General features: G+C 43.5%; 30 protein-coding genes. 20 read left to right on the top strand and 10 right to left on the bottom strand.

Translation table 11 applies throughout. From position 1 onward, the window contains the following. From NKMY2_RS06910 to NKMY2_RS06880, 8 genes are all read left to right on the top strand, one after another. Positions 1-969 (top strand): LLM class flavin-dependent oxidoreductase, encoded by a 969-nt coding sequence (locus NKMY2_RS06910; protein WP_042686434.1) that lies wholly within the window; start codon positions 1-3, stop codon positions 967-969. Next, positions 966-2,072: a thiolase family protein gene (locus NKMY2_RS06905; protein WP_042686432.1), complete on the top strand. Its 1,107-nt coding sequence runs from the start codon at positions 966-968 to the stop codon at positions 2,070-2,072. Before NKMY2_RS06910 ends, NKMY2_RS06905 begins: the two co-directional genes overlap by 4 nt. Continuing rightward, entirely contained in the window at positions 2,069-2,392 is a 324-nt protein-coding gene (locus NKMY2_RS06900) for a Zn-ribbon domain-containing OB-fold protein (protein ID WP_042686430.1), read from the top strand. The genes NKMY2_RS06905 and NKMY2_RS06900 overlap by 4 nt, the downstream gene beginning before the upstream one ends. 41 nt (positions 2,393-2,433) lie before the next feature. After that, complete coding sequence (locus tag NKMY2_RS10775) at positions 2,434-2,574, top strand: hypothetical protein (protein WP_157832481.1); 141 nt, start codon at positions 2,434-2,436, stop codon at positions 2,572-2,574. A gap of 87 nt (positions 2,575-2,661) precedes the next feature. Continuing rightward, positions 2,662-3,237, top strand: coding sequence for a resolvase (locus NKMY2_RS06895; RefSeq protein WP_042686427.1), 576 nt, complete (start codon positions 2,662-2,664; stop codon positions 3,235-3,237). A 63-nt stretch (positions 3,238-3,300) separates the two neighbouring features. After that, entirely contained in the window at positions 3,301-3,660 is a 360-nt protein-coding gene (locus NKMY2_RS06890; RefSeq protein ID WP_042686425.1) for a hypothetical protein, read from the top strand. Positions 3,661-3,734: 74 nt separating this feature from the next. After that, on the top strand, positions 3,735-4,070 hold the full coding sequence (locus tag NKMY2_RS06885; protein WP_042686423.1) for a hypothetical protein: 336 nt from the start codon (positions 3,735-3,737) through the stop codon (positions 4,068-4,070). A 216-nt stretch (positions 4,071-4,286) separates the two neighbouring features. Then, the gene (locus NKMY2_RS06880; RefSeq protein WP_042686421.1) at positions 4,287-4,517 is read left to right on the top strand and encodes a hypothetical protein; all 231 of its coding nucleotides are present in this window, start codon (positions 4,287-4,289) and stop codon (positions 4,515-4,517) included. Positions 4,518-4,609: 92 nt separating this feature from the next. Here NKMY2_RS06880 and NKMY2_RS06875 read toward each other — a convergent pair whose 3' ends face one another. After that, positions 4,610-4,984 carry a hypothetical protein gene (locus tag NKMY2_RS06875; protein WP_042686419.1) on the bottom strand — a complete coding sequence of 125 codons (375 nt, stop codon included), beginning with the start codon at positions 4,982-4,984 and terminating at the stop codon, positions 4,610-4,612. 98 nt (positions 4,985-5,082) lie between these two features. On the opposite strand from NKMY2_RS06875, the gene thrC reads away from it, so the two are divergent. Both thrC and NKMY2_RS06865 read left to right on the top strand, forming a co-directional pair. Then, a complete protein-coding gene (thrC, locus tag NKMY2_RS06870) occupies positions 5,083-6,420 on the top strand; it encodes a threonine synthase (RefSeq protein ID WP_042686417.1) in 1,338 nt (445 codons plus the stop codon). Between the two features lie 48 nt (positions 6,421-6,468). After that, on the top strand, positions 6,469-7,410 hold the full coding sequence (locus NKMY2_RS06865; protein ID WP_042686416.1) for a cation diffusion facilitator family transporter: 942 nt from the start codon (positions 6,469-6,471) through the stop codon (positions 7,408-7,410). 9 nt (positions 7,411-7,419) lie between these two features. Here NKMY2_RS06865 and NKMY2_RS06860 read toward each other — a convergent pair whose 3' ends face one another. Further along, complete coding sequence (locus NKMY2_RS06860; protein ID WP_042686415.1) at positions 7,420-8,469, bottom strand: type II glyceraldehyde-3-phosphate dehydrogenase; 1,050 nt, start codon at positions 8,467-8,469, stop codon at positions 7,420-7,422. A 46-nt stretch (positions 8,470-8,515) separates the two neighbouring features. Continuing rightward, positions 8,516-8,713 (bottom strand): hypothetical protein, encoded by a 198-nt coding sequence (locus NKMY2_RS06855; protein ID WP_042686413.1) that lies wholly within the window; start codon positions 8,711-8,713, stop codon positions 8,516-8,518. A 113-nt stretch (positions 8,714-8,826) separates the two neighbouring features. Between NKMY2_RS06855 and NKMY2_RS06850 the strand changes: the two genes are divergently transcribed. The 3 genes from NKMY2_RS06850 (at position 8,827) to NKMY2_RS06840 (ending at position 11,722) form a co-directional block, all read left to right on the top strand. After that, positions 8,827-9,561, top strand: coding sequence for a DsbA family protein (locus NKMY2_RS06850; RefSeq protein WP_238549798.1), 735 nt, complete (start codon positions 8,827-8,829; stop codon positions 9,559-9,561). 30 nt (positions 9,562-9,591) lie between these two features. Then, positions 9,592-10,152, top strand: a complete 561-nt coding sequence (locus NKMY2_RS06845) for a YkgJ family cysteine cluster protein (protein ID WP_042686412.1) — start codon at positions 9,592-9,594, stop codon at positions 10,150-10,152. 175 nt (positions 10,153-10,327) lie between these two features. Continuing rightward, entirely contained in the window at positions 10,328-11,722 is a 1,395-nt protein-coding gene (locus tag NKMY2_RS06840) for a hydroxymethylglutaryl-CoA synthase family protein (RefSeq protein ID WP_042686411.1), read from the top strand. A gap of 1 nt (position 11,723) precedes the next feature. On the opposite strand, the gene NKMY2_RS06835 is transcribed toward NKMY2_RS06840, so the two are convergent. From NKMY2_RS06835 to NKMY2_RS06825, 3 genes are all read right to left on the bottom strand, one after another. Beyond that, positions 11,724-12,278 carry a hypothetical protein gene (locus NKMY2_RS06835; RefSeq protein WP_042686409.1) on the bottom strand — a complete coding sequence of 185 codons (555 nt, stop codon included), beginning with the start codon at positions 12,276-12,278 and terminating at the stop codon, positions 11,724-11,726. Between the two features lie 75 nt (positions 12,279-12,353). Continuing rightward, positions 12,354-12,818 (bottom strand): cupin domain-containing protein, encoded by a 465-nt coding sequence (locus NKMY2_RS06830; RefSeq protein WP_042686407.1) that lies wholly within the window; start codon positions 12,816-12,818, stop codon positions 12,354-12,356. Positions 12,819-12,905: 87 nt separating this feature from the next. Then, the gene (locus NKMY2_RS06825; RefSeq protein WP_042686405.1) at positions 12,906-13,100 is read right to left on the bottom strand and encodes a YwbE family protein; all 195 of its coding nucleotides are present in this window, start codon (positions 13,098-13,100) and stop codon (positions 12,906-12,908) included. A gap of 52 nt (positions 13,101-13,152) precedes the next feature. On the opposite strand from NKMY2_RS06825, the gene NKMY2_RS06820 reads away from it, so the two are divergent. Further along, positions 13,153-13,353: a hypothetical protein gene (locus tag NKMY2_RS06820; protein WP_042686403.1), complete on the top strand. Its 201-nt coding sequence runs from the start codon at positions 13,153-13,155 to the stop codon at positions 13,351-13,353. A 50-nt stretch (positions 13,354-13,403) separates the two neighbouring features. Here NKMY2_RS06820 and NKMY2_RS06815 read toward each other — a convergent pair whose 3' ends face one another. Beyond that, the gene (locus tag NKMY2_RS06815) at positions 13,404-14,357 is read right to left on the bottom strand and encodes an ATP-binding protein (protein ID WP_157832480.1); all 954 of its coding nucleotides are present in this window, start codon (positions 14,355-14,357) and stop codon (positions 13,404-13,406) included. 231 nt (positions 14,358-14,588) lie between these two features. Between NKMY2_RS06815 and NKMY2_RS06810 the strand changes: the two genes are divergently transcribed. After that, the gene (locus NKMY2_RS06810; RefSeq protein ID WP_042686401.1) at positions 14,589-15,272 is read left to right on the top strand and encodes a hypothetical protein; all 684 of its coding nucleotides are present in this window, start codon (positions 14,589-14,591) and stop codon (positions 15,270-15,272) included. Positions 15,273-15,310: 38 nt separating this feature from the next. Here NKMY2_RS06810 and NKMY2_RS06805 read toward each other — a convergent pair whose 3' ends face one another. Continuing rightward, on the bottom strand, positions 15,311-16,492 hold the full coding sequence (locus NKMY2_RS06805) for a sensor histidine kinase (RefSeq protein WP_238549797.1): 1,182 nt from the start codon (positions 16,490-16,492) through the stop codon (positions 15,311-15,313). Positions 16,493-16,637: 145 nt separating this feature from the next. Between NKMY2_RS06805 and NKMY2_RS06800 the strand changes: the two genes are divergently transcribed. Then, entirely contained in the window at positions 16,638-17,021 is a 384-nt protein-coding gene (locus NKMY2_RS06800) for a response regulator (protein ID WP_042686398.1), read from the top strand. A 31-nt stretch (positions 17,022-17,052) separates the two neighbouring features. On the opposite strand, the gene NKMY2_RS10530 is transcribed toward NKMY2_RS06800, so the two are convergent. Then, positions 17,053-17,271, bottom strand: coding sequence for a hypothetical protein (locus NKMY2_RS10530; RefSeq protein WP_076613405.1), 219 nt, complete (start codon positions 17,269-17,271; stop codon positions 17,053-17,055). Positions 17,272-17,408: 137 nt separating this feature from the next. On the opposite strand from NKMY2_RS10530, the gene NKMY2_RS06795 reads away from it, so the two are divergent. Beyond that, positions 17,409-17,960 (top strand): hypothetical protein, encoded by a 552-nt coding sequence (locus NKMY2_RS06795; protein WP_042686672.1) that lies wholly within the window; start codon positions 17,409-17,411, stop codon positions 17,958-17,960. Between the two features lies 1 nt (position 17,961). On the opposite strand, the gene bioD is transcribed toward NKMY2_RS06795, so the two are convergent. Continuing rightward, the gene (bioD, locus tag NKMY2_RS06790) at positions 17,962-18,642 is read right to left on the bottom strand and encodes a dethiobiotin synthase (protein ID WP_052347584.1); all 681 of its coding nucleotides are present in this window, start codon (positions 18,640-18,642) and stop codon (positions 17,962-17,964) included. Between the two features lie 77 nt (positions 18,643-18,719). On the opposite strand from bioD, the gene bioA reads away from it, so the two are divergent. The 3 genes from bioA (at position 18,720) to NKMY2_RS06775 (ending at position 22,209) form a co-directional block, all read left to right on the top strand. Continuing rightward, positions 18,720-20,033: an adenosylmethionine--8-amino-7-oxononanoate transaminase gene (gene bioA, locus NKMY2_RS06785; protein WP_076613404.1), complete on the top strand. Its 1,314-nt coding sequence runs from the start codon at positions 18,720-18,722 to the stop codon at positions 20,031-20,033. A 72-nt stretch (positions 20,034-20,105) separates the two neighbouring features. Continuing rightward, a complete protein-coding gene (gene bioB / locus NKMY2_RS06780) occupies positions 20,106-21,086 on the top strand; it encodes a biotin synthase BioB (protein WP_042686666.1) in 981 nt (326 codons plus the stop codon). Then, the gene (locus NKMY2_RS06775; RefSeq protein WP_042686395.1) at positions 21,076-22,209 is read left to right on the top strand and encodes an aminotransferase class I/II-fold pyridoxal phosphate-dependent enzyme; all 1,134 of its coding nucleotides are present in this window, start codon (positions 21,076-21,078) and stop codon (positions 22,207-22,209) included. Before bioB ends, NKMY2_RS06775 begins: the two co-directional genes overlap by 11 nt. The last annotated feature ends 33 nt before the right edge of the window (positions 22,210-22,242 follow it).

The raw sequence follows: 22,242 nt of genomic DNA, 5'->3' as shown, positions 1-22,242 counted from the left end.
ATGAAACTATCATACAGCCTGGGCTCGCTTTTATCAATTGAGGACCTTTTGAACTGCACGCAAAAACTATCAAAGAAAAACGTCGAGGCGCTGTGGGTTCCTGAGACGTGGGGCATGGAAAACTTTGCAATGCTCAGCGCGGTTTCCCAAAAAATAGATTCTGCCAAAATCGGCTCATCAATTATCAATATCTATTCCAGGAGCCCTGTGCTAATTGCGATGGGCGCGGCAACCGTAGACACGATATCAAACAAAAGGCTGATCTTGGGACTTGGGACAAGCAGCGTGCCAATTGTACAAGGACTGCACGGCGCAAAATTTGAAAAACCTCTAAGGCGGATGCAGGAATATGTGGAAATAATACGACTTGCGCTGTCTGGGAAAAAAATAGACTATTCAGGAGAGATATTTTCCCTTAAAGGGTTCACGCTTTTGATAAAACCGCCACGACATGACATTCCGATTTATCTGGCAGCGATAAACCAAAAGATGGTCGATCTTACATGGAGAATAGCAGACGGTGCAATATTTTACCTAAGGCCTATTTCAGAAATGAAAAAGACAATTTCAAAAATGCAATCAAAAAGAAAGATAGACGTAGCATGCCAGTTCATCACATGTATTTCAAATGACGAAAAAAAGGCAAAAGAGCGCGCAAGAAAAACAGTTGCATTTTACGTATCAGTTGGAGAGATTTATCGAAAGTTTCTTGCAGAAAACGGATTCAAAGACGATACTGCGCGCATCTATGACGAATACATAAAATCAGGATTCAGCTCAAACCACGAGCTTGTGACAGATGCCATGCTAGAGTCACTGACAGTGTGCGGAACGCCAAGCCAGGCAAGGGAGCAGGTTGCCAGAATTTACGATGCAGGTATAACACACCCGATAATTCAGTTCAACCCAATTGGAAACGTCAACGAGTCGTTTGACCTGCTGATATCTACGCTAAGTGATGCAAATTGAACAAGGTCGCAATAACAGGGTATTCGGACACAAAATTCTCATCAGACGACATCCCAATAGAGTCATCAATGATATCGGCAGTAAGGCTACTTTTTGAGCAGACGTCAAATCTTGGCCAAAAAGACATCGATGTCGTTCTAACATCGACTAACGACAACAAAAAGTACCTTGCCCCGATAGTCTCAGAACTGTCAGGTATTGCGCCAAAGATTTCCCACAACGTTGAGAACCTATGCAGCTCAGGCACAAACGCGGCCGTCTCTGCATTTTCATATATCGCATCAGGCCTGGCAGACGTTGCACTGGTGGTTGGCGCCGAGCGATTTGACAGCCCGGGTCAAGTGCTACAGTGGGACGACTCGCGAGGAGAGTTCAAGCACCCGATATTTTGGGCAACAATGTTTACCAAGGCACACAAGCGAAAATTCGGCACCACCAATGAGCAGCTTGCATACGTGTCTGCAAAAAACCACAGAAACGCATTGGATAACCCAAACGCATACAACCCAAAAAAATACACAGTTGAGGAAATAATGAACTCTAAAAAACTAACAGACGACCTCAGGCTGCTTGACTGCTCAAGGCCGTGCACGGGGAGCTCTGCAATCTTGCTTGCGTCTGAAAAAATTGCCAAAAAATTCACAGACATGCCAGTCTGGATTTCAGGAATTGGACAGAAAACAACGTCTGCGAGCTTTACAAAAAACGATCTGACCAGCATCGAGTCAACAAAGATTGCGGCTCATGAGGCATTTACAATGTCAAAAACAAGCCCAGAAAAAATAGACGTCGCGGAAATACACGATGCGTTTACTGTCTGCGAGCTGATGGTACTAGAGGACACTGGAATTGCACAAAAAGGAAAGGCAGGCCAGCTTGTCTCTGATCTATACAATACAAATAATAAAAAAATCAATCCGCGCGGCGGACTGATTGGTGCAGGCCATCCACTTGGGGCAACGGGAATCTCACAGATTGCCGAAATCACAAGGCAGTTGCAGGGAAAATCCGGAAAAAGGCAGACTGAAAACCCAAAGACGGGCCTCGTACAAAACATGTCTGCTGCGGCAACATCTTCGACGGTTTTGATATTGGAATCATGAGCGTTTTTGAGGCAGAACTAAAAAACGGAAGATTCGTAATCTCCGAGTGCCCAAGGTGCCAGAAAATAATTTGGCCGCCAAGCGAGTTCTGCACGCATTGTTTTGGAAATACAATATGGCGCACAGTAAGCGAGCCTGGCACGCTTGTAGAATATTCCTCAAAGGACGGCAAGACGTTTTGTATCGCAGAGTTTGAGGATTCAATCAGAGTCATGGGCTCACTTGACACCAAGACGCCGTCAGTCGGCCAAAAAGTCAAGATCTCAAGCTGTGGGTTTGACAAATCCCCCCAGTTCACATTCAGCCCAGAAGAATTCTGACGATACGCACAAAGTTGTCAAATCAATCAAATGTGTGACAAATGAAGTTAATCATTAAAAACAATCTTTTGAAAATAGAACTAACCCAAACGGTTCCCAAGACTGGCTCTAGGAGTCAAGGACAGCTTGTTTTTGAAAAATCAGATCTTACAGTACAAGCCATAGTATTTCAGATAAAATAGCGATTTTGCAAGCAAACAGATCTTCACAAACTTGTAAGATAATACAATAACCTAGTCACTATAACGAAACGAGTCCACGATTAGTCATTGAAAGCAGCAAAGCCAGTTCTTTTGTTAAAGTCATCTAAAATAACAAAGCCGGATCCCCCAGTCAAGGATAACAAAAAAATCGCAAGAACGAGGCGCCAGCGAGGCTACAACTGGGAAGACACACTGGTAAAGAGATTCAACGCAATGTCAGACTGGAAGGCGTTTAGGCTTGGCTCCCCAAGCGTCGGGCTGCCTGACATTTTGGTTGTAAGCACAAAACACAGCACCATATTTACAATAGAGGCAAAGTCAGGAACGACAAACTCGCTGACTGTCCCGTATGACCAGGTCCAAAGATGCCTAAAATGGACAGACACCTTTGAGATCTACGGTACGCGCAGGGTCATATTTGCATTCAAGTTTCTCTCAAAAAAGAGAATAGGCCTTGGGCAATACGAAAAAAGAGAGCTAAGGGAGTTCTACAAGGTCTGGGACAAGGCGCACCAGGTTACCGATTTTGTCTGCAGCTACGAGGGCGAGACTTATGCCCTAGTTGACGGAAAGCGCCAAACGCTTGACCTGAAGGACCACGCAATGCCCTTTAAGATGAGGCACTCAAAGACTAGTGCCTAAAACGGCGCCAGCAAATTGAGATTTATGACAATTCTTTAATTATCCTTTCACCATACCATACCCATGAGCTTTGAACAGTTTGTTGACGAAAGGATGCTGGTAAGCCACAACGTCTTTGGAAACAAGGAAATGAAGATCAAGATACTCGAAGTCTCCGACGAACACCCTCCATCACAGTGGAAATTTGGAAACAGGGTAAAGGTGAACAAAATTTTGGTCACAATAAAACATCTGGCCACACAGCAAATCGAGGAAGGCGAGTTTGATATCGACGTAATCGAAAAAGAACTCAAAGAAAGAAGCAACTACACCTCTACAAACAGGTGGGTGTCTGTAAACGACATAAAAAACGGATACGTTGTAAACACAAAGCATTTCTCCCTTATCAGCGATGCAGTGGCGCTAGAATACATCACGTTCTGATACCACAACTACAAGTCATTTTTTGACTCATTTCGAGGGAAAACTATAAGACAGTATACGAAAAAGACAGAATCATGCTTACAAAGGAGATTTCGATTAGCGGCACCGACTACCACATAACGTTGACTGATCAGCTTCTCAACCAAGTAAACAATCTCAAATCATTATACAGTGCGGCATACGAGGATCCAGAGAGCTTTGAGCAGGTAAGCTCTGAAATCTCAAATGCCATAACAGAAATAGCGGCCCAGGCAGAGCCTCCCGTTTCAGACGACGATCTTGACAAATTCATTCAGGAGATAATCAAGGTTGTCGACAAGAAAGCAGCGGAGATTGAAGAGTTGGAAAACAAGGCGGCAAAGGCAAAAAAAGAAGCCAAGCCAGAAAAACACTCAAAGGTAAAAAAATAACATCATTTTAGCTCCAAATCAGCAAAAGATACGCAGTTTTAGTTATATTCAGGAATGAGTAATGATGCTTATGCAAACACATTGTGAGTGCGGCATTTGCGGCCATTACACCGAGTCAGAGTGTATCGACAAAGAGTGCAAGTGTTGTATAAACTTCCATGTTCGTTCGGGCGCGAAGAAGTCCAGTTAAAATACCGAGTTTGCATCATTTTACAGTTGTCAAAAATCGAAAACCTAGAACAGTTCAAACTAGTCAAGGGATCAAATTTCGGTTTTATCGTGTACTCTGATGATGCGTCAAAGACCATACACCAAAGCAAGTGCGATTCCATAACGGAGGGCAAATTTGCAAACAATGGCGACGGCTTTCACTGGTTCTCCACAATTGACATGGCCAGAAAATCTTTCAGTGTCATAGTGTGCGACACTTGCAAGCCAGGTGACTAATTGTGGCAGCTGCAGCTTTTTGACCAGTGCCTTGAGCAGCCAAATATCTTGTGATCACGGCATCCGCAAATCACGCACTTTTTTTCAGCCAATCACAGCCCCCTAAGAAACGCGCTGATGTGTCCAATTAAGTTTTTTTCATCAAGTGCATCAAGTATGGTAAGCCTGATGCCCTTTAGTCGCATCGGGTCATCAGAATACAAAAGTGACACAGTGTCGATTTCCCTAAAAAAATCATAGTTCTCCAGGTAAAACTTTGACGGCGACAGAAAGTAGCGATAGTCGGACGCCTCTTCAGGGTTTGCCTCAATCTTGTTTGCCAAGACCTGCAAAAGGCCGGTTATCTTGGCAAGTTCTTTTTTTATCACATCCAGGTCCCCAGGCTTGTCCTTTAGATTTTTCAAAACGGTATGCGAGTCAGATATTTGCTGCAGGATTCCCTCGATGTACTTGGAAAACGCAGTCATTTTCTTGTATTCGTACGCGACTATTCAAAAATGTTAGGCCTAATTGAAACGGGGCAATCATCGGTTCAAATTTAAACCAGTATTTTATTTGCAAGTCATTGAACGATAACGCATATCTAAAATGCATTGATCCTTCCTGCGGACTGGAGTACCCAATCACGTCAAGAAACATAGAGTGCGACAAAGGCCACCTACTTGACGTAAAATACAAAAAATCACCATCATCAGAACTAAAGGAATTATTCTATACAAGGCGCAATTCCCAGGGCAACATTTTCAACGAAAGCGGAGTGTGGAGATTCAGAGACCTGCTCAATTTCTGCCAGATAGACACCAGAAACGAGGAGGAGTGCTCCAAGTACCTGGTCTCACTTGACGGGGCGGAGGGAAGGCAGTCAAAGCCCTACCAGATGTCAAAGGTCGCAGAATACATCGGTGTAAATCACGATAACTTGTGGCTCCAGCCAGAAGGGTACAACCCAAGTGGCTCCTTCAAAGACAACGGCATGGCAACTGCGATTACCCACGCAAAGCTAATCGGGGCAAGAAAGATAATTTGCGCCTCAACTGGCAACACGTCTGCTGCAGCTGCAATGTTTGCCGCAAACGAAAACATGGACTGCCACGTGTACATCCCGGCAGGACAGATAGCGCCTGGAAAGCTGAGCCAGGCATACCAGTTTGGTGCGCAGATAATCCAGGTGCAGGGAAATTTTGACGACGCACTTGCCAAGTCACTTGACGATGCAAAAAATCAGGACGGATACACGGTAAACTCTGTAAACCCGTTTAGAATTGAGGGGCAAAAGACAATCCCATACCGGGCAATAGAATACCTGAACTGGCAGGCGCCAGACTGGATTGTGTATCCAGGAGGCGCACTTGGAAACATCTCAAGTTGCGGCAAGGCACTCATGGAGCTGTACGAGTGGGGCTGGATTAAAAAAGTCCCAAGAATCGCTGCAATAAACTCAGACGGCGCAAGCACGTTATACGATTTGTACAACGGTAAGTTTGAAGGGGCAGAGCTGCGATGGAACAAAGGAAAGCCGGATACTGATTTGATAAAAAGATACTACAAGAACATGGACGAGAAAGGAATACGCCCAAAGACAAAGGCAACTGCAATCCAAATTGGCAGGCCTGCAAACATCCTAAAGGGACTGAGGGCACTAGAGTTTACAAACGGAGTTGTCGAGCAGGTATCTGATTCTGAGATGCTTGACGGCATGTCAATAGTAGGGCTAAACGGATTTGACTGCGAGATGGCATCAGGTGCGACACCAGCTGGAATAAAGAAACTCGTAGAAAAGGGGACAATCAAAAAAGACGACGTAGTAGTAGGAATACTGACGGGCAGACAAAAGGATTCCAGCCTGCCAGTTGACTACCACAACAACCCTGCAAACAGGTTTGCCATCCCACCAAGAGGATAAGATCAGGCTTTAATTTATTATAGCCAAATCAGTTGAGGTAACCTATAGTTGGCAGTAGGTTCTAAAAAAGCAGTATATGCAGCATTATTTGGAAACTTGGGTGTTGCAATTAGCAAGTTTGTTGCGGCATTATTTACAGGAAGTGCCGCAATGTGGGCAGAGGCATACCACTCTGCATCAGACACGTTCAACCAGGTCCTGCTCTTGTTTGGAATGAAGACCAGTGTAAAAGCTGCAAGCTATCAGCACCAGTTCGGCTACGGGAGGGATCTTTTCTTTTGGTCATTTATTGTTGCAACCATGCTGTTTGGAATATCAGGCATTTTGTCATTGGAAAACGGCGCCTCATCTTTACTTCATGGAAACTACAAGATTGAAAACGTCCAGATAAGCTACATCATACTTGTAATAGCGTTCGGGTTTGAGGCAAACGCGCTAAGGATTGCATTAAAACAGTTTACAAAGGGAATCAGAGGGCGCGGAGAAAAGATCACGCCGTCATCAATGATCAATGAGTTCAAGGAAAGCAAGGACACGGTAATCCTGACAGTCATTGTTGAGGATTCTGCAGCACTGCTTGGAATAGCAATAGCTGCAATAGGAATTTTCCTATCGGACATGACTGGAAACTCTGTTTACGACGGGATTGCGTCTCTTCTAATCGGATCCATCCTGATGTTCTTTGCGTTCTTTTTGGCAAAAGAGAACAGGGGTTTGATCATAGGCGAATCCATAACGGCAAGAGAGTACAGACGAATAGTAAAATCAATCAATGACATCCCAGAGGTAAACAGAGTCATAACGATGAGAACCATGCACTTGGGACTGGACGACATTCTAATCGGAGTTCAGGTGAACCTGATAGACAATCTGGATACTGACAAGATAGAAGTGGTGACAGATATTGTGGAGCAAAAGATAATGGAGATAATTCCAAAGGCAAACAGAGAGCACATCTTTGTCGAGATAGAGCGAGAGAGAATAAAATAATATTTGCAGTTATTTTTTAGAAAAAAACTCTTCTAGTGCCTTCTTTTTCTCATCCATGTGAAACAGGCTTTCGGTGTGCCTAGATGCCTCCTCGTACGTTTTTTGGAACAGCATTGCCTGCATCAGGATGTGGTTTTCAGGAATCACGATTCCCGTTTGGTCATCAGAGTACGCCATCTTGATTGTGTCGCCAACTGACTCTAGCATCTCAGCGTGGATGTGAATCATGTTAGTGTCCTTGAAGCTAAACTTCATGGACTCTGCGGCATCGCGTATTTGCTTTGTTCCCTTGGCAGTCCACAGCGTTGCAACGCCGTATTCATTTTTGAAAAGATCCAAAATCTCAGAAGGCTTTGGCGCGGCATCTTTGAATCTGACAGCCATGAGATGAAGGTGCATCTGCCTTGTCGGAACTTTGATCACTTGCAAAAACAGCGGCGTGTCTTTTCCCATGTAGTGCTTTACGTCGTCCCCGTGGTGCGGGTTTGGGGTCCACTCTACGGTATCTGGGACTGTTTTGCTTGTCTGCTCAAGGTCTGCCCATCGTCGTACCAAGACGGCGTCAAACCTGACTAGTCTTGAACCAAACTTTTCTCGCAGAGGCTGCAGTATCCTTCCCATTCCAGTTACGTTGCAGCTTCCCTGCATGACGTGTTTTTGGCCAAATGCCTCCTTGTATGTCACGCGGGAATTGAACAGCAAGTCAGAGACGCGCTCGTCCCCAGATACTGACTCTCCCCCCTGGTATATTGCCATCACGCCCTTTGGCTCATAGAGACGTTTTTTGTTGGCATAGCCTGTGCCCCCAGGTGTTGCATCTATCACCAGGTCGCAGTCATCCAGTGCGCTCTCGATCGTCCCTTTGATTTTGTAATTCTTGAAAAGTGCAATGTTTTTTTCCGGAACGTAAACGTCAAATCCGCGCGATATTGCATCGTTTACCTTATCGTCAGGCGAGTTCTTGCCAATCCCGATTACCTTGATTTGGGGATCGTCTTTGATGAACTGTACTATACGGGTTCCAATCGAGCCATACCCGTTTACAAAAACCCGTTTCATGTTTTTTCCAAAGGCTCGGGATTTATTTACATTACACTTTGGGTTTTTACGGATTTAATCCAGAATCAGTCGACATAGGCACTTGTTTTGATTCATCGCGCAGCGTCTCAACTCTGTTTATTGCCTTGTCCAGCCCCATTTTTGTCTGCTCAACTGTGCCATCTTTTGCAGTGATTGGATACAGTACAAAATACGCAAGAATCAAAAGCGATGACAGTGCTACAGTGACAGTTATGGTCCACATGTTATCTCCGGACAACAGTCATGATCGCAGTTTTGCTTTAGATTAATGTGAATGTGTTCGGTTCGTCCAGACAGGATAAAGAACTAAATGCGCCCAGATTTGACCAGTCTTAGTTGAACATACACGCGCCATCACTAGGAATCGGGGCAGGAATCGCGGCAATTTCCATAATCGCAGTATTTTATGCAATGTCCGCAAATGTCGGAACGCCGTTTAGCGTCGAAGACATAGAGCAGTCAAAGCATGAAAACGTAAAACCTGCAGAGGAGGAAGGCCCCAAGCAAATCAGCATGTCGGTACTGACTGAAAACGCATCGCCGCTACTGGGCGATCCTAGCGCGCCAATTACGATAATAGAGTTTGGAGACTATCAGTGCTTTTTCTGCAACAAGTTCTTCCATGAGACAGAGAACCAAATTCTTGAAAACTATATAAAAACAGGAAAAGTGAAAATGATATTCAAGGACTTTACCATAATAGGCCAAGACTCTGTCACTGCCGCACACGCGGCACACTGTGCAGGAGAGCAGGACAAGTTCTGGGAGTACCACGATACCCTGTACAACAACTGGACTGGTGAGAACAACGGCTGGGCGTCTCCTGAGAATCAGATCAAATTTGCAAATGATCTTGGACTTGACATGGAGGCATTTGCAGAATGCACGTCAAGCGGAAGATACATGAAAATGATCCAGGCAAGCGCGGAGGATGCAAAAACAGTTGGCTTTACTGGAACGCCGGGATTCATCATCGTTGGGGCAAACAACAAGATGGCAAAGATACCGGGGGCTCAGCCATACGACGTCTTTGCCAAGGTCCTAGATTCAGAAGAGCTGCAAAACAACTAGAGTTTTATTGTTTTACGCCGTTTGCATTGCGTGGATTTTAACTGTGTTCAGGACTGTTCCCAGTGCTGCATAGAACGCGAGTACTACCCTTCAAAAAAGTTCGGCAAGATAGGCGTGCTCATAATGCCTGAAGAAAGGGAAAGAATCCACGCCCTTGCCAAGACGCATGATCTTGACGTGACGATTCTGCCGCGAATCGGCATTTCATACGAATCTGACGGGCCAACAGAGGTCATGGCGTACCAGATGATGGGAATTGAGGAAAACGGAAACACCTGCCCATTTTTGGATACAAAGTCTGGCAAAAAATCGCCTCATGGTGGGTTTCCATGTATGATTTACGAGCAAAGGCCGCTTGCATGCAAGGCATATCCAGTATCTGACACGGATCCAATCAGACTTGATCCAAAATGCAAGTTCTGCCAAAACCACGGAAACACAAGCAGTAATCTTGCAAACGAGACCGAGGCCCTGATAAAAATAAAGGTCAGAATGTCAACTGACGCGCCAGTCATTTGGAGATACGCCACAGGTGTCGGGGAGGCAGTCGACAGATCAGCCATACAAAAAGGCTGGATCATGGAGTCCTGACGTTTTTCAGATTTGGGCAAAATAACTAATAATTACACTACACCGAACAATAATTGTAAAAAAATTGCCAAACAAATCAAGATAGCAGAAAATATCGCAGATTTTCACGTGATTATACGTTATTAGAATATGCTTAGTTGACAAACCTTATATTCAAATTTGAGAAGGGAAGCTCATGGCGGCAGGCATAGATGACATGGCCATCTATATTCCAAGGCTTTTTGTTGATTCGGCAGACTTTGCAGTAGCAAGGGGAGTTGATCCTGCAAAGCTAAAGCAGGGTTTGGGAATATCCAAGATGGCAATAGTAGATACAAACCAAGACCCAGCGTGCCTGGCTGCAAATGCATGCCTCAAACTAATGCAAAAAAACAATGTTTCCCCAAGCGAGATAGGCAGGCTTTATGTCGCAACCGAATCGGCACTAGACGAGTCAAAGGCGCTAAACTCCTACGTGATTGGAATGCTCGAGCAGGTATACGGCCCGGACTCTTTTGAGCACTGTGGTGGAATAGAGTGCAAGTTTGCATGTGTAAGCGGTTCTTATGCGCTGTATGATAATTCTAATTGGATCAGAGCTGGAGAGGCTGAAGGAAAATCAGCCATAGTTGTGGTATCAGACATTGCCAAGTACGACATGGGTTCGACTGGTGAGTATACGCAGGGGGCAGGGGCAGTCGCAATGCTTCTCAACGACAAGCCAAGGCTGCTCCAGTTTGACGCAAAGGTAACATCAACTTCGATTAAAAACGAGTATGATTTCTACAGGCCGTTTGGAAAGGAAACCCCAATTGTTCACGGCCAGTATTCTAATTTACTATACCTGATTCAGGTCAAAAAGGCCTTTGAGGCATACAAGAAAAAGGCACTGGGCACAGGAATAATCAAAATAAACGAGGGCGAGACAATTTTGGACCATATCGATTATCTCTGCATGCACCTGCCGTACTCAAACATGGGCAAAAAGGCGCTGTCATACCTGCTTAGAAGGGAGTGGAGAGGCCTGCCAAGATGGAAGAGGACCATCGAGCAGACAGGAATGGAGGAGCCAGTTCCAAAAGATCCGCGGGGCACAATAGAATCGATTTTGGCAGATGAGGAATACATGACAAAAGACCATGAATTTACCAAGCTTTTCACAAAGACAAAAGAATACAGGCAGTTCTACGAAGACAAGCTTGCAAGCTCCCTTATTGCATCCACGATGATTGGAAACTTGTATACGGCGTCTTTGTACTTGGGATTTAGAAGCTGCCTAGAGTTTGAATTCCAAAAGGGAATCGACCTGGCTGGAAAACGCATCGGATTTGGCTCGTACGGCAGCGGAAGCAGTGCAATGGTGTTTAGCGGAACTGTTCAGCCAGACTACAAAGAAATCGTAAGCAACATGAATCTCGAGGTGGAGATAGGCGAGCGCAAAAAGCTTTCACTTGAGGAATACGAGGAAATCCACGAAAACAAACGCTCTCCAGATCAAAGTCTTTTGGATGCCAAAAAAGAATTCGTCCTAGTCAGCATCGAAGACACTCCTGAAAGCAGAGGCGAGCGCAAGTACGTGTTCTGTGACTAGGCTATCGCCTAGCGTAAATTCCGCCAGCAGCATAAGATATTGCAATTAAAATCCTAGACAGCAAAACTGCAACGTCTTGCAATATGACTAGTTGCGTGTCTATGAAAACTGCAACTGGTATTGAGATCAACGCAATGCATCCAACTATCATCTGTTCTCTGTTGTCCTGATTGCTAAACTTCCTCATCATAAGATAAGTCGCAAGATTACCAAGTCCAATGCCAAGAAGTATCAGATATTGTAGCAATGACGGAAACACCGCGATTGCGGCAAACGGCCCCGCCCAGCAGAGCCCGTTTATGGCACTTATGTACGGAGGCCACTTTACGCTGTTTTTCATTCTTTGGCGGATCAATGGAATGGTCTTGGAGAATTTTCTAAAACTAGATCCTACGGTTATGCCAAAACTTCCAACCCAGACTATCCCGTAGTAATAAAATGGCAAATTGTTCTGATAAACAATTTCGCTCAAGACCGCGCCTGCCACAACTGCGATTGAAACGCATATGAATAGAAATCCAAACGCTCGTCGTATCTCAATTGATGGCGATTCCAACAAGACTGCTGAAGGACTTCTAGTTATAAGCCATGGATGGATCCAGAACGCAGACGCCGTACGGAATTAATTCAGTTATTTTACGATGCCACTTGCAAGCGTTTTAAAATCAGACTCGTACCAAGTGGTCTTGTATTCCTTGTTCTTTGCAGGTATGATGTTAATTGCAATATGAGAGAAAACATTTCTTTTGTCCGCAGAGCCATGAGTGTGAAGCGTTCCCTTTTTGATGTATGCCACGTCACCTACATTGAGGCTGATTTTTTGGGTTCTTGCAATGCCGAAATGATCCCTTCCGCTTCCCTTTTTTGAAAACGTTTCCAAGACTCCCCTTCCTTTTGTGGCAATCAGTATTTGGTTTCCGTTATGTATGTGCACTTTGGTTTTTGCGCCATTCTTAAAGTAAACATGATAGATGTGCTGTTCTTTTGATTTTATGACGTCTGAGATATCAGTCATGTGGACCTTGCCAGTAAACCAGTTTGGATTTATTTTCCTTATTTTTGAACTAGAAAACAAGTTTTCCTTTTTTACGCTCATTCCACCGAAGTTAAAGACATGACAGATTTGAGTATTTTGGGGCCTCATCCAAATCAAGAGACAAAAATATCCCACAGCCACTACAAATTAAGATATTTTTTGAACGCGGCCTACTTTGCCCCCCTCTAATTCAACTTTGATCCCATGAGGGTGGAAATTACTCGATGTGAGAATTCTTTTGACCGTGCCTTCAGTCAGAGCGCCCGTACGCTGATCCTGTTTTTGCACTATCAGCACGTTTGACCCAATTCTTATTTTGTCCCTCGAAGGCACTTTGTCCAATGATCATACACAGAGTATCAAATTTTAAAACTATGCCAAGCGGGAGACAGACATGGCATACGAGATAGACGGAAAAGAAAAGGCCAGCCTAACCCCCGAGTCAGGATTTAATCTAGTTGGCATAGACCCGTTTGGATCTCACGGAAGCCAGCTGTACCTGATTGAGCACTTTGAGCGCTACCAAGACGCATTGATTGCAAAAAAGTCACGAAAGAATCCCGAGGAATATCTGATATTATATCCAGGAGAGTAGCGGATTTTCTTTTCAGATTCGAGTTATCCTAAATTTAGTGCGAACTAGGATTATTTGTTAGGCATTGCGATTTGCGACGGAACTGCGCTATGTGATACGCTCTTATCAGATACGACGGCGCTGGATTTTGGAATTCGTATTGTAAAGGTCGTTCCCTTTCCAACGCTGCTAGTGACAGTGATTATGCCTTTGTGTTGCTCAACTATTGCCTTACAGCTTGCCAGCCCAAGGCCGGTGCCTATCTGCTTTGTCGTAAACAACGGCTCAAATATTCTAGGCATTACGTCTTTGGGTATGCCGCAGCCACTGTCGATTACCTGCAATGTCGCATATTTTCCGTCATCAAAAAGTCTGACATCGACCTGGCCGGAGTTGTTCATTGCCTGAATTGCGTTCATTATGAGATTCGTAATCATCACTTCAAATTTTATAAAATCACATGGCACATAGACAAAATTATTTGGAAGATTGATTTTTACGTTATCTGGTTTTGCTATTTTTTCTATTGCAGAAATAACAATTTCATTTAAAAGATTATTTGTCACGGTAAGCTTACTTGGCCTGACAAAGTCAAGTACTTCGTCTATTTGATGGGATATTCTGTTTATCGCCCGGTGCAGCCTCCCATAACAGATGATTTTTTCTTCGATCTTAAGCTTCGGCTTGCTTTCCATTATTTCCACAACGTTTTTGATTACTGACAACGGGTTTCGCAGATCGTGTGCAAGCCTCGCCGCCAGTTCGCCTATGACTTGAAGTTTGTCCGTGTCACCCTGATCCCCAAGTGTAACTTGCTGTATTTGAGTGATGGAATCGCACTTAATTCCAAATTTAACATGATGATCTCGTATAGACTTTTCATCTGGGGAATCCAAAATGCAGCATAGTTTTTGTTGCTGAGGATTGAAAAACATCTCTTTGGTGTAGATGTGAGATTCAAATTCGCTGGTTATGATGTTTTTGAATAGGTTCAGAGAATCAGCATCAATGGTGTGTTCATCCATGAAAATAGGCACAGTGAATTTTCTTTGATATTTTATAATTAGATTTATGTTTTCGATTTGTTCAAACAATACCCAACAAAATACAGCCAGACAATAAACTGACTGGCGTTACATTTTCTAAAATTACAGTATGAGGTTCTCACGCTCATGCCCTATGCCAAAAAACAACAGAGTTGTTTGTTCATTTTAAATATCATGATAAACATTAGGTAGAATTTCTGAAGTTTGTCATTGGTAAAACACATTAATCGAATCTCAAAAGACGGGCAGCCAATTCAGGGTCAGGGTGATTCAGCGGAGGACGAATGGTCGCACATTACAGGAGTAGGATCTAAGATTGAGATTCAGGACGCGGCAGAGGTAACAGATAGGTCAATTTTCTTCTCAAACAAGCCGCAAATTTTATCAAAACATGAGGAGGTTTTACAAAAATCAAAAGACATCCATGATCAAATTCTTGATACAAACCAATATCAAAAATTTGTAAATGCTACACTTACTCAGAAAATGGCCAACATGAAAACGCTGCTTGAAAAAGAAAAAAAGTTTGCCGATGAATTAAATTGTTTTCGTGAATCGCCAAAAAACAAAGTCGAATTAGAGAAAATAAACCCAAAGCACATAACTGAAAGTGACATAAGGACCATAATATCAAATCTTGAAGCTAATTACAATAGATTAAACGAAAAGCTGGAACATGAGCAGATGGTAGTTGAAAAGACAAAAAATGAGATGGTCTCAACAAAAAGGCAAATAATATCACTAAAAGAGGAAATGGAGTTTGTGATAAAAAAACAGAAAAACCCAGAAATCACGGATCCCACGCTACTGATAAAACAGGAACTAAAGCGACTTGGGATTAATGACGAGCATTCAGAAAGAATATGCAAATTAATAAAATCACAGGAAAGCTAAACCGTAATTTCAAAAAAAGACTAGAAAAAAATTAAAAATTATTTCTTTGCAAGCAAATTAGGCAGGCGGATTGTAAATGTAGTTGGGGTGTTTTTTACAGACATGTTTCCACCGTGTTGCTCGATTATGTTTTTACAACTTGACAGTCCAAGACCCGTTCCCCTTTGTTTTGTCGTAAACAGCGGATCAAAAACCCTGTCCAAAATCTCAGGAGGAATCCCAGGACCGGAATCTGCCACTTCGATTATCACATAATCTGACGTTTCCACATAACGAACATAGATCTTGCCAGGGTTATCGCCAATTGCTTGAACGGAATTCAGTATGATATTTCCAAAAACGACTTCCATTTTTATCGAGTCGCACTTCAAAGTTATGTCAGTGTTTGGCAAGTTAATTTGAACATTTTTTGGAATTGTCAGAGGCATGATTGATACTTTTATGATGTTAATCAAAGACGATGGCTCCATCTGCAGGGGGGTTTTCTTGATATAATCAAGCACGCCGTCAACTTGATGACTTATTCGGAAAATAGATTCATCCATCATGTCAAATCTTTTCATGACATACTCGTCTATTGGCTTGCCTTGGAATGTTTTTAGCAGTTTAACTGTGCTTTTGATTGTGGTAAGCGGATTTTTTATATCGTGCGCAAGCCTTGCCGAAAGCTCTCCTATCGCAGATAGTTTCTCAGAATCAAGGATTCTCTTTGTTTTCTCTTCCACCTCGATTTCGAGCTGATTTTTTCGCTCTTCTAGTTCCTCATCTAGTTTAGAAATGGTAAGAAGGTTTGTTTGCAACGTATCATTTAGATGCTTTGTCAGCTGTTGCTCTTCTTCCAGATGTTTGTACATTAGTTTTATTTTGTTTTCCTGGAACTCTTTTACGACTCCGAGCGACTGATCAAATAACTTTTTTATCTCTTGAGACTGACCAGCAGCATTATTTGGCTTATCGACATTATCTGCGTCTTTGTCTTCGTTGCTAGACTTGGTCTTTAATTCCAAGGTGCTTTTAGTCAGACTAGGTCCTGAAGAGTCACTTTGCTTAAAATCCTCTTTGCCCAGATCCTCTTTGTCCAGATCATCTATCGTGGGTTGGTTTTTTGCATTTGGGTCTTTTTTGAAAAAGACAGTTCTCTCCGTAAAACTCATCGGATCCAATTCTTTAGACTGTGTTGAAGACTCAGCATCCTCCTTTCTAATGATGAATCTACGCATGCAGTGGATACAAATCATCATTTAAAAAAAATGTGTTTTTTTAATCAAACAAACAGGTTTTATGAGTTATAAATAACAAAAAGAAAACATGTGAATTTTTTGTACAAACACATGGTTATTTGGATTTTAATCAGTTATAGAATAAATGAGCAAAAAGGACACCATCATAATAATAGAAGACGACAAGGACATGGCAGAGATATTTGAAGAATGGGCAAAATCAGCAAACATCTCTGTTGTAGGCGTAGGCTATGACGGAAGAGAGGCAGTCGGATTATTTGAAAAACACAGGCCAGAAATAATCGTACTTGATCTAATGATGCCGTATTTTGACGGATTTTATGCAATTGACAAGATACGAAAAATCGACCCAAGCGCAAAGTTCCTAGTTCTAACTGCAGACATCACAGACGCAACAAAGAAGAAACTCGAGCAAATGAAGGAGATTTCGCTGATGTACAAGCCTTACGATTTAGACGACGTGATAAACGAGATTAAAAAACTGGCCAACATACAGCCAGCAGTATGATCTCTGGAAACTTGGGTCAAAACACAGTTTTCTAGTTTTTACAGGATTTTAGCCACGCATCGTTTGATATCTGGGCATAGTGACGAATACAGGTCTCGCAAAACGAGTCCCATTCGCCAATCTTTAAGACATCAAAGAATTCTCTTGTCCACTCGTAAGACGGGGACTTTCTATATTGAAACTGCTGAATCGTGTAAATGTCCTTCGGATTAAACTTGTTCAGGCACCTTTTGCATTCGGCGTTTTTCACTAGTTCTCAGAATTATGCCCATGATTTAGGAATTTCTACGCGACTTTAGGAAATCCGTGCCAGACACCAGGTTAGGATTGCAGAGTTCATTTTACGCAAATCCAAAACAAGAAATGGTGCAAACGGTTGACAAATCCATGAGCGAGGCATCCCCAGTCAAAGAAATTCTGTACGAGCAGATAGATTCAATCTCAGAGCAGAAAATTCAGACAGAGATTTCAAAAAACAATACAGTCGACATGATCCAGCACATTGTAAACAACTGCTACCCAAAAATTATCAAATTGCACGGAGACCAGCACGAAAACTTTGAAGTGCTTGCAGAGTCGCTGATGCATTATTTGCTCACAAATGCGCTGATCCCAAGCCAAAGAAAGGTGACGCTAAAATCCGTAGAAATAGACATTGTGATTCCAGACGTTCGAACGCTTGTCTCATCTCCAAAAGACGCACTAGTCATATTTTTCCCAAAAACAAAGAACGTAGACGCAATTCTCGAATCGCTAAAGAGGATTGAAACCGTACAGCCGACAAAAGAAAACATCTGGCTTGTGCAAAAAACTGGCCTTGGCCTTCAATACAAGACGTACGAAATCGACAACGGGTGCTCTTTTTCCAGCATCATAAATGACATCAGTGCTTTTTGCGCCTCAAGGACACAGTCAAAATTTAAAATCTTCAAAGTGTGAATCAGAGCGCAGACAGCATACTGCTTTCGGCCAAGATTCTGGAAATTTTCTCTGTGTTGCACCCATCAACATGTGGGATCGAGCACAGCACGTCAAGCCCGCTAAGATTTTTCAAGTCAGATGCAAGATCGTCTGCAGCATACCCAGATGCATCAGAATTGTTTATGACTATCCCTTTTGCCTTGATCCCGTACTTTGCGCAGGCGTCACACGTCAAAAGGGTGTGATTTACGGTTCCAATTCTTGAGCTTGCCACTATCATGGCCTCAAGGTTCATGTCCTTTATCAAATCAGCAACATGGTAATCTTTGAGAATCGGCGTCATTATTCCGCCAATCCCCTCAACTAGCACGGAATCGTGAAGGGATTGCAGTTTTTCAAATCGGTCTAGCACCAAACTCACGTCGATTGCAGTTTTCAGCTTGTTCGCTGCCATGTACGGCGAGGCGGGAATTGGGAAAAAGTACGGATTTACCAGACTTTCACCGTCTTTTGCACCAGATGCCTCAACTAGAATTTCCACATCCTCGGATTGGTACCCGGTCTTTTGCGGAATGCCGGTGGCAAAAGGTTTCATCACGCCCACGTCAGTTCCGGAATTTCTCATTACAAGTGCAAGGCCTGCAGTAAAGCATGTTTTCCCAACTCCGGTGTCAGTTCCCGTAATAAAGTAGGATTTCAACAGGAAAAAATCCACCTAGTTGATTGATTAACCTTTTTACCGCTTGATTATTAAAATGAAAACCAGTCATACAGACGATGAAGCCTCAGAGCTCTGTCTGGCACCCATACACGCAGATGTCCGAATGGGACTCGTTTACAAGGATTGTAAGAGGCCAGGGGATGTGGCTGATTGACTCAAACGGCAACAGGCTTCTTGACGGCGTGGCAAGCATGTGGTGCAACGTATGGGGGCACTCGAAAAAAGAGCTGATTTTTGCAATAAAAAAACAGTCAGAAAAAATAGTGCATTCGTCGCTGTTTAACCTCACAAATGATCAGGCAGAATCCCTTGCCAAAAGACTAGTTGGCATTTCCCCACACATGCACAAGGTGTTTTATTCAGACGACGGCTCTACTGCGATGGAAATCTCATTCAAAATGGCCCTGCAGTACTGGCAAAACGAGGGCGAGAAAAACAAATCCCAGTTTGCAACACTCCAAAATGGATACCATGGTGACACGTTTGGCGCAATGTCTGTAGGATACGTGCCGGGGTTTTTTTCCAAATTCAAGAACCAACTGTACAAAACAATTCAGATTCCCTTTGCAAACAGCTACAGGCTGCCCAGCAACACAACGCCAAAAGAATACCAGGATCAGCGTCTAGAAAAAATCGAAAGACTGTTTTCAAATAACGACAAAATTGCGGCATTTGTAATGGAAAGCGGGGCACAGATTGCAGGGGGAGTAAACATTTACCAGAACGGATTCCAAGAAAAAATAAGCAGGCTGTGCAAAAAGCACGGAGTCTTACTCATACTAGATGAAATTGCAACTGGCTTTGGAAGACTGGGATCACTTGTAGAATACGTGTCTCAAAACAGCAAGCCAGACATTGTTTCCTACGGGAAAATGCTAACTGGTGGATACATCACGATGGCTGCAACGCTGGTGACAAAAAACATCTACGACTCGTTTTTGGGCAAGTATTCTGACATGAGGCACATCTACCACGGCCACACGTTTACTGGAAACCCGCTATCATGCGCTGTCGCAAACGAGAACTTGGACCTATATGAAAAAGCAAGCCTCATTAAAAAAATACAAAAAACATCAACGGTCTTTGAAAAAAGAACCCAGGAAATCCTCGACCTAAAAACAGTGGGCGACGTGCGACACAAGGGCATGCTCATGGGAATAGAACTGGTACGTGACAAGAGCAAAAAGACGCCTATTTCCTTTAAAAAATCCACAAACAAAGTGGTTTTTGAAGAAGCAAGGAAAAATGGCATCTACCTTAGAACCCTTGGAAACATAGTCATGCTGGTTCCGCCGCTTGCGATTTCTGAATCCGAACTAAACTATCTGATAGACAGGACGATACTCACCATCAAAAACATTTCAAGGTAATTGTAAACCAGCACACAGTGCGACCAGTTAACATTGAAATCTTAATTAACCGTGAAAAGTCGCTACTGTTTGATGATTCCTGATCATCAATTCATTTTAGAGTGTCAACAAAAGGTCCTAGACGGCATCAGCCTTTCGGATTCTGACCTGGAAGGACTAATCAGCATACCAAAATCAGAACTAGTAACACTATCAGATGCGGCAAACAAAATAACGCGCAGATTCAGCGGAGACAAAGTAGATGTAGAGCAGCTTGCAAACATCAAGAAAAACTATTGCAGCGAAGATTGCGCATTTTGCGGCCAGTCGGCATTTTTCAACACTGGAATAGACAGCTACCAGCTGCTTCCGGCAGAAGAGATTGTAGAAAAGGCAAAAAAAGCACTAGACGAGGGAGCAGAGTCATACTGCCTAGTTGCAGCATGGAGAGAGCCATCAGAGTCAGACTTTCAGAAAGTGTGCAGGATAATCGAGCAGATCAACAGCCAGGTTGGAATCAGTTTAGAGTGCAGCTTGGGATTTCTCACCATGAGCCAGGCAAAACAGCTAAAGGCATTGGGGGTGCGGAGGTACAACCACAACTTAGAAACGTCAAGATCAAAGTTTCCCCAGATTTGCACGACTCACACGTATCAGGACAGAATAGACACCCTCCTAATAGCGCGCCAGGCAGGACTTGAGTTGTGCACCGGCGGAATAATAGGAATGGGCGAAACAAGGAGCCAGAGGCTGGAACTGATTTTGGATTTAGCAAAAATGAAGCCAGAGGAGGTTACGATAAACTTGCTTGTTGCAATGCCTGGAACCCCGCTTGAGCTGCAAACACCGTTGCCGTTTGAGGAGATATTGCGCATGTTTGCAGTCACAAGATTTGCACTACCGAAATCAATAATCAAAATTTCCGGAGGTCGCGAAGTGCACCTAAAAGACGGTGGTGAAGAACTGCTCCTAAGCGGTGCAAACGGAATAATCAGCTCCGGCTATCTGACCATGGGCGGAAACGAGATGAAAAAAGACTTGGAAATGATCAAAAAAATAAATCTTGAAGCCTAAACTCGAATTTGTAAATCATATTTTAAGAGAGATAAAGGAAAAAGACCTCCACAGGCAGCTACGCTACGGCCACGTCAGAGAGTCGCACATAACAATTGGAGCAAAAAAACTCATCAACCTTTGCTCAAATGACTACCTAGGACTGCAGGGAAGTAAAATCGAGGCAGGCCAGCTGCAGTCAAGCTCGCGCCTTGTTTCAGGAAACGACGTTTCGTTTAGGAGACTAGAAAAAAAACTTGCGGCGCACAAGTCGCAAAAGGCATCACTCGTATTTCCAACAGGATACATGGCAAATCTCGGAGTCATTTCCGCACTGGTTGGGAAAAAAGATCTCATACTAAGCGATGAGCTAAATCACGCAAGCATCATCGATGCGTGCAAGATGACAGGCGCGAAAGTGCAGGTGTACAAACACAACGACATGGAAGACCTGGCAAAAAAAATCAGCACGCATGACAGGATGCGAAAGTTCGTGATCACGGAAGGAATCTTCAGCATGGACGGAGACTATGCCAAGCTAAAACAGATGACAGAGATTACTGAGAAAAAAAATGCAATCTTGATCCTAGATGACGCGCACGGGGACTTTGCAGTAGGTGATGACGGCAGGGGCACTGCGAATCTTTTTGGAGTCGATAAAAAAATCGACGCATACGTGAGCAGCCTAAGCAAGGCACTTGGCTCTTTTGGCGGATACGTTGCGGCGCATGACTCCGTCATAGATCTGTGCATAAATCGCTCAAAATCATTCATCTACACGTCTGCGCTACCATCATTTCTTGTCAAGATGTCACTTGACAGGTTCGAGCAGGACAGAAAAACACGGCAAACGGCACTCAGTAAGAATACAGATCTGCTCTCATCGGGACTAAAAGAAATCGGTTACGACATAAGGTCCCCCACGCACATAATTCCCATCATAATTGGAAAGGAGAAAAAGACACTTGACTTTGGAAAATACCTCTTTGAGTGCGGAGTGTTTGCCCAACCAATCCGCTATCCGACGGTTCCAAAAAACAGCGCACGAATCAGGGTTTCGGTAACGGCGTGGATTTCAAAAAAGCAAATAGAGTACACACTGTCAGTCTTTGAAAAAGCAGGAAAAAAGTTTAAGATTTTCTAATGCTATCTGCGCATGTCCAGGCCCATGAACATT

This window comes from Candidatus Nitrosotenuis chungbukensis (genome assembly GCF_000685395.1).
GTDB lineage: Archaea > Thermoproteota > Nitrososphaeria > Nitrososphaerales > Nitrosopumilaceae > Nitrosotenuis > Nitrosotenuis chungbukensis.
This window is presented reverse-complemented; position numbering and strand designations above follow the sequence as displayed.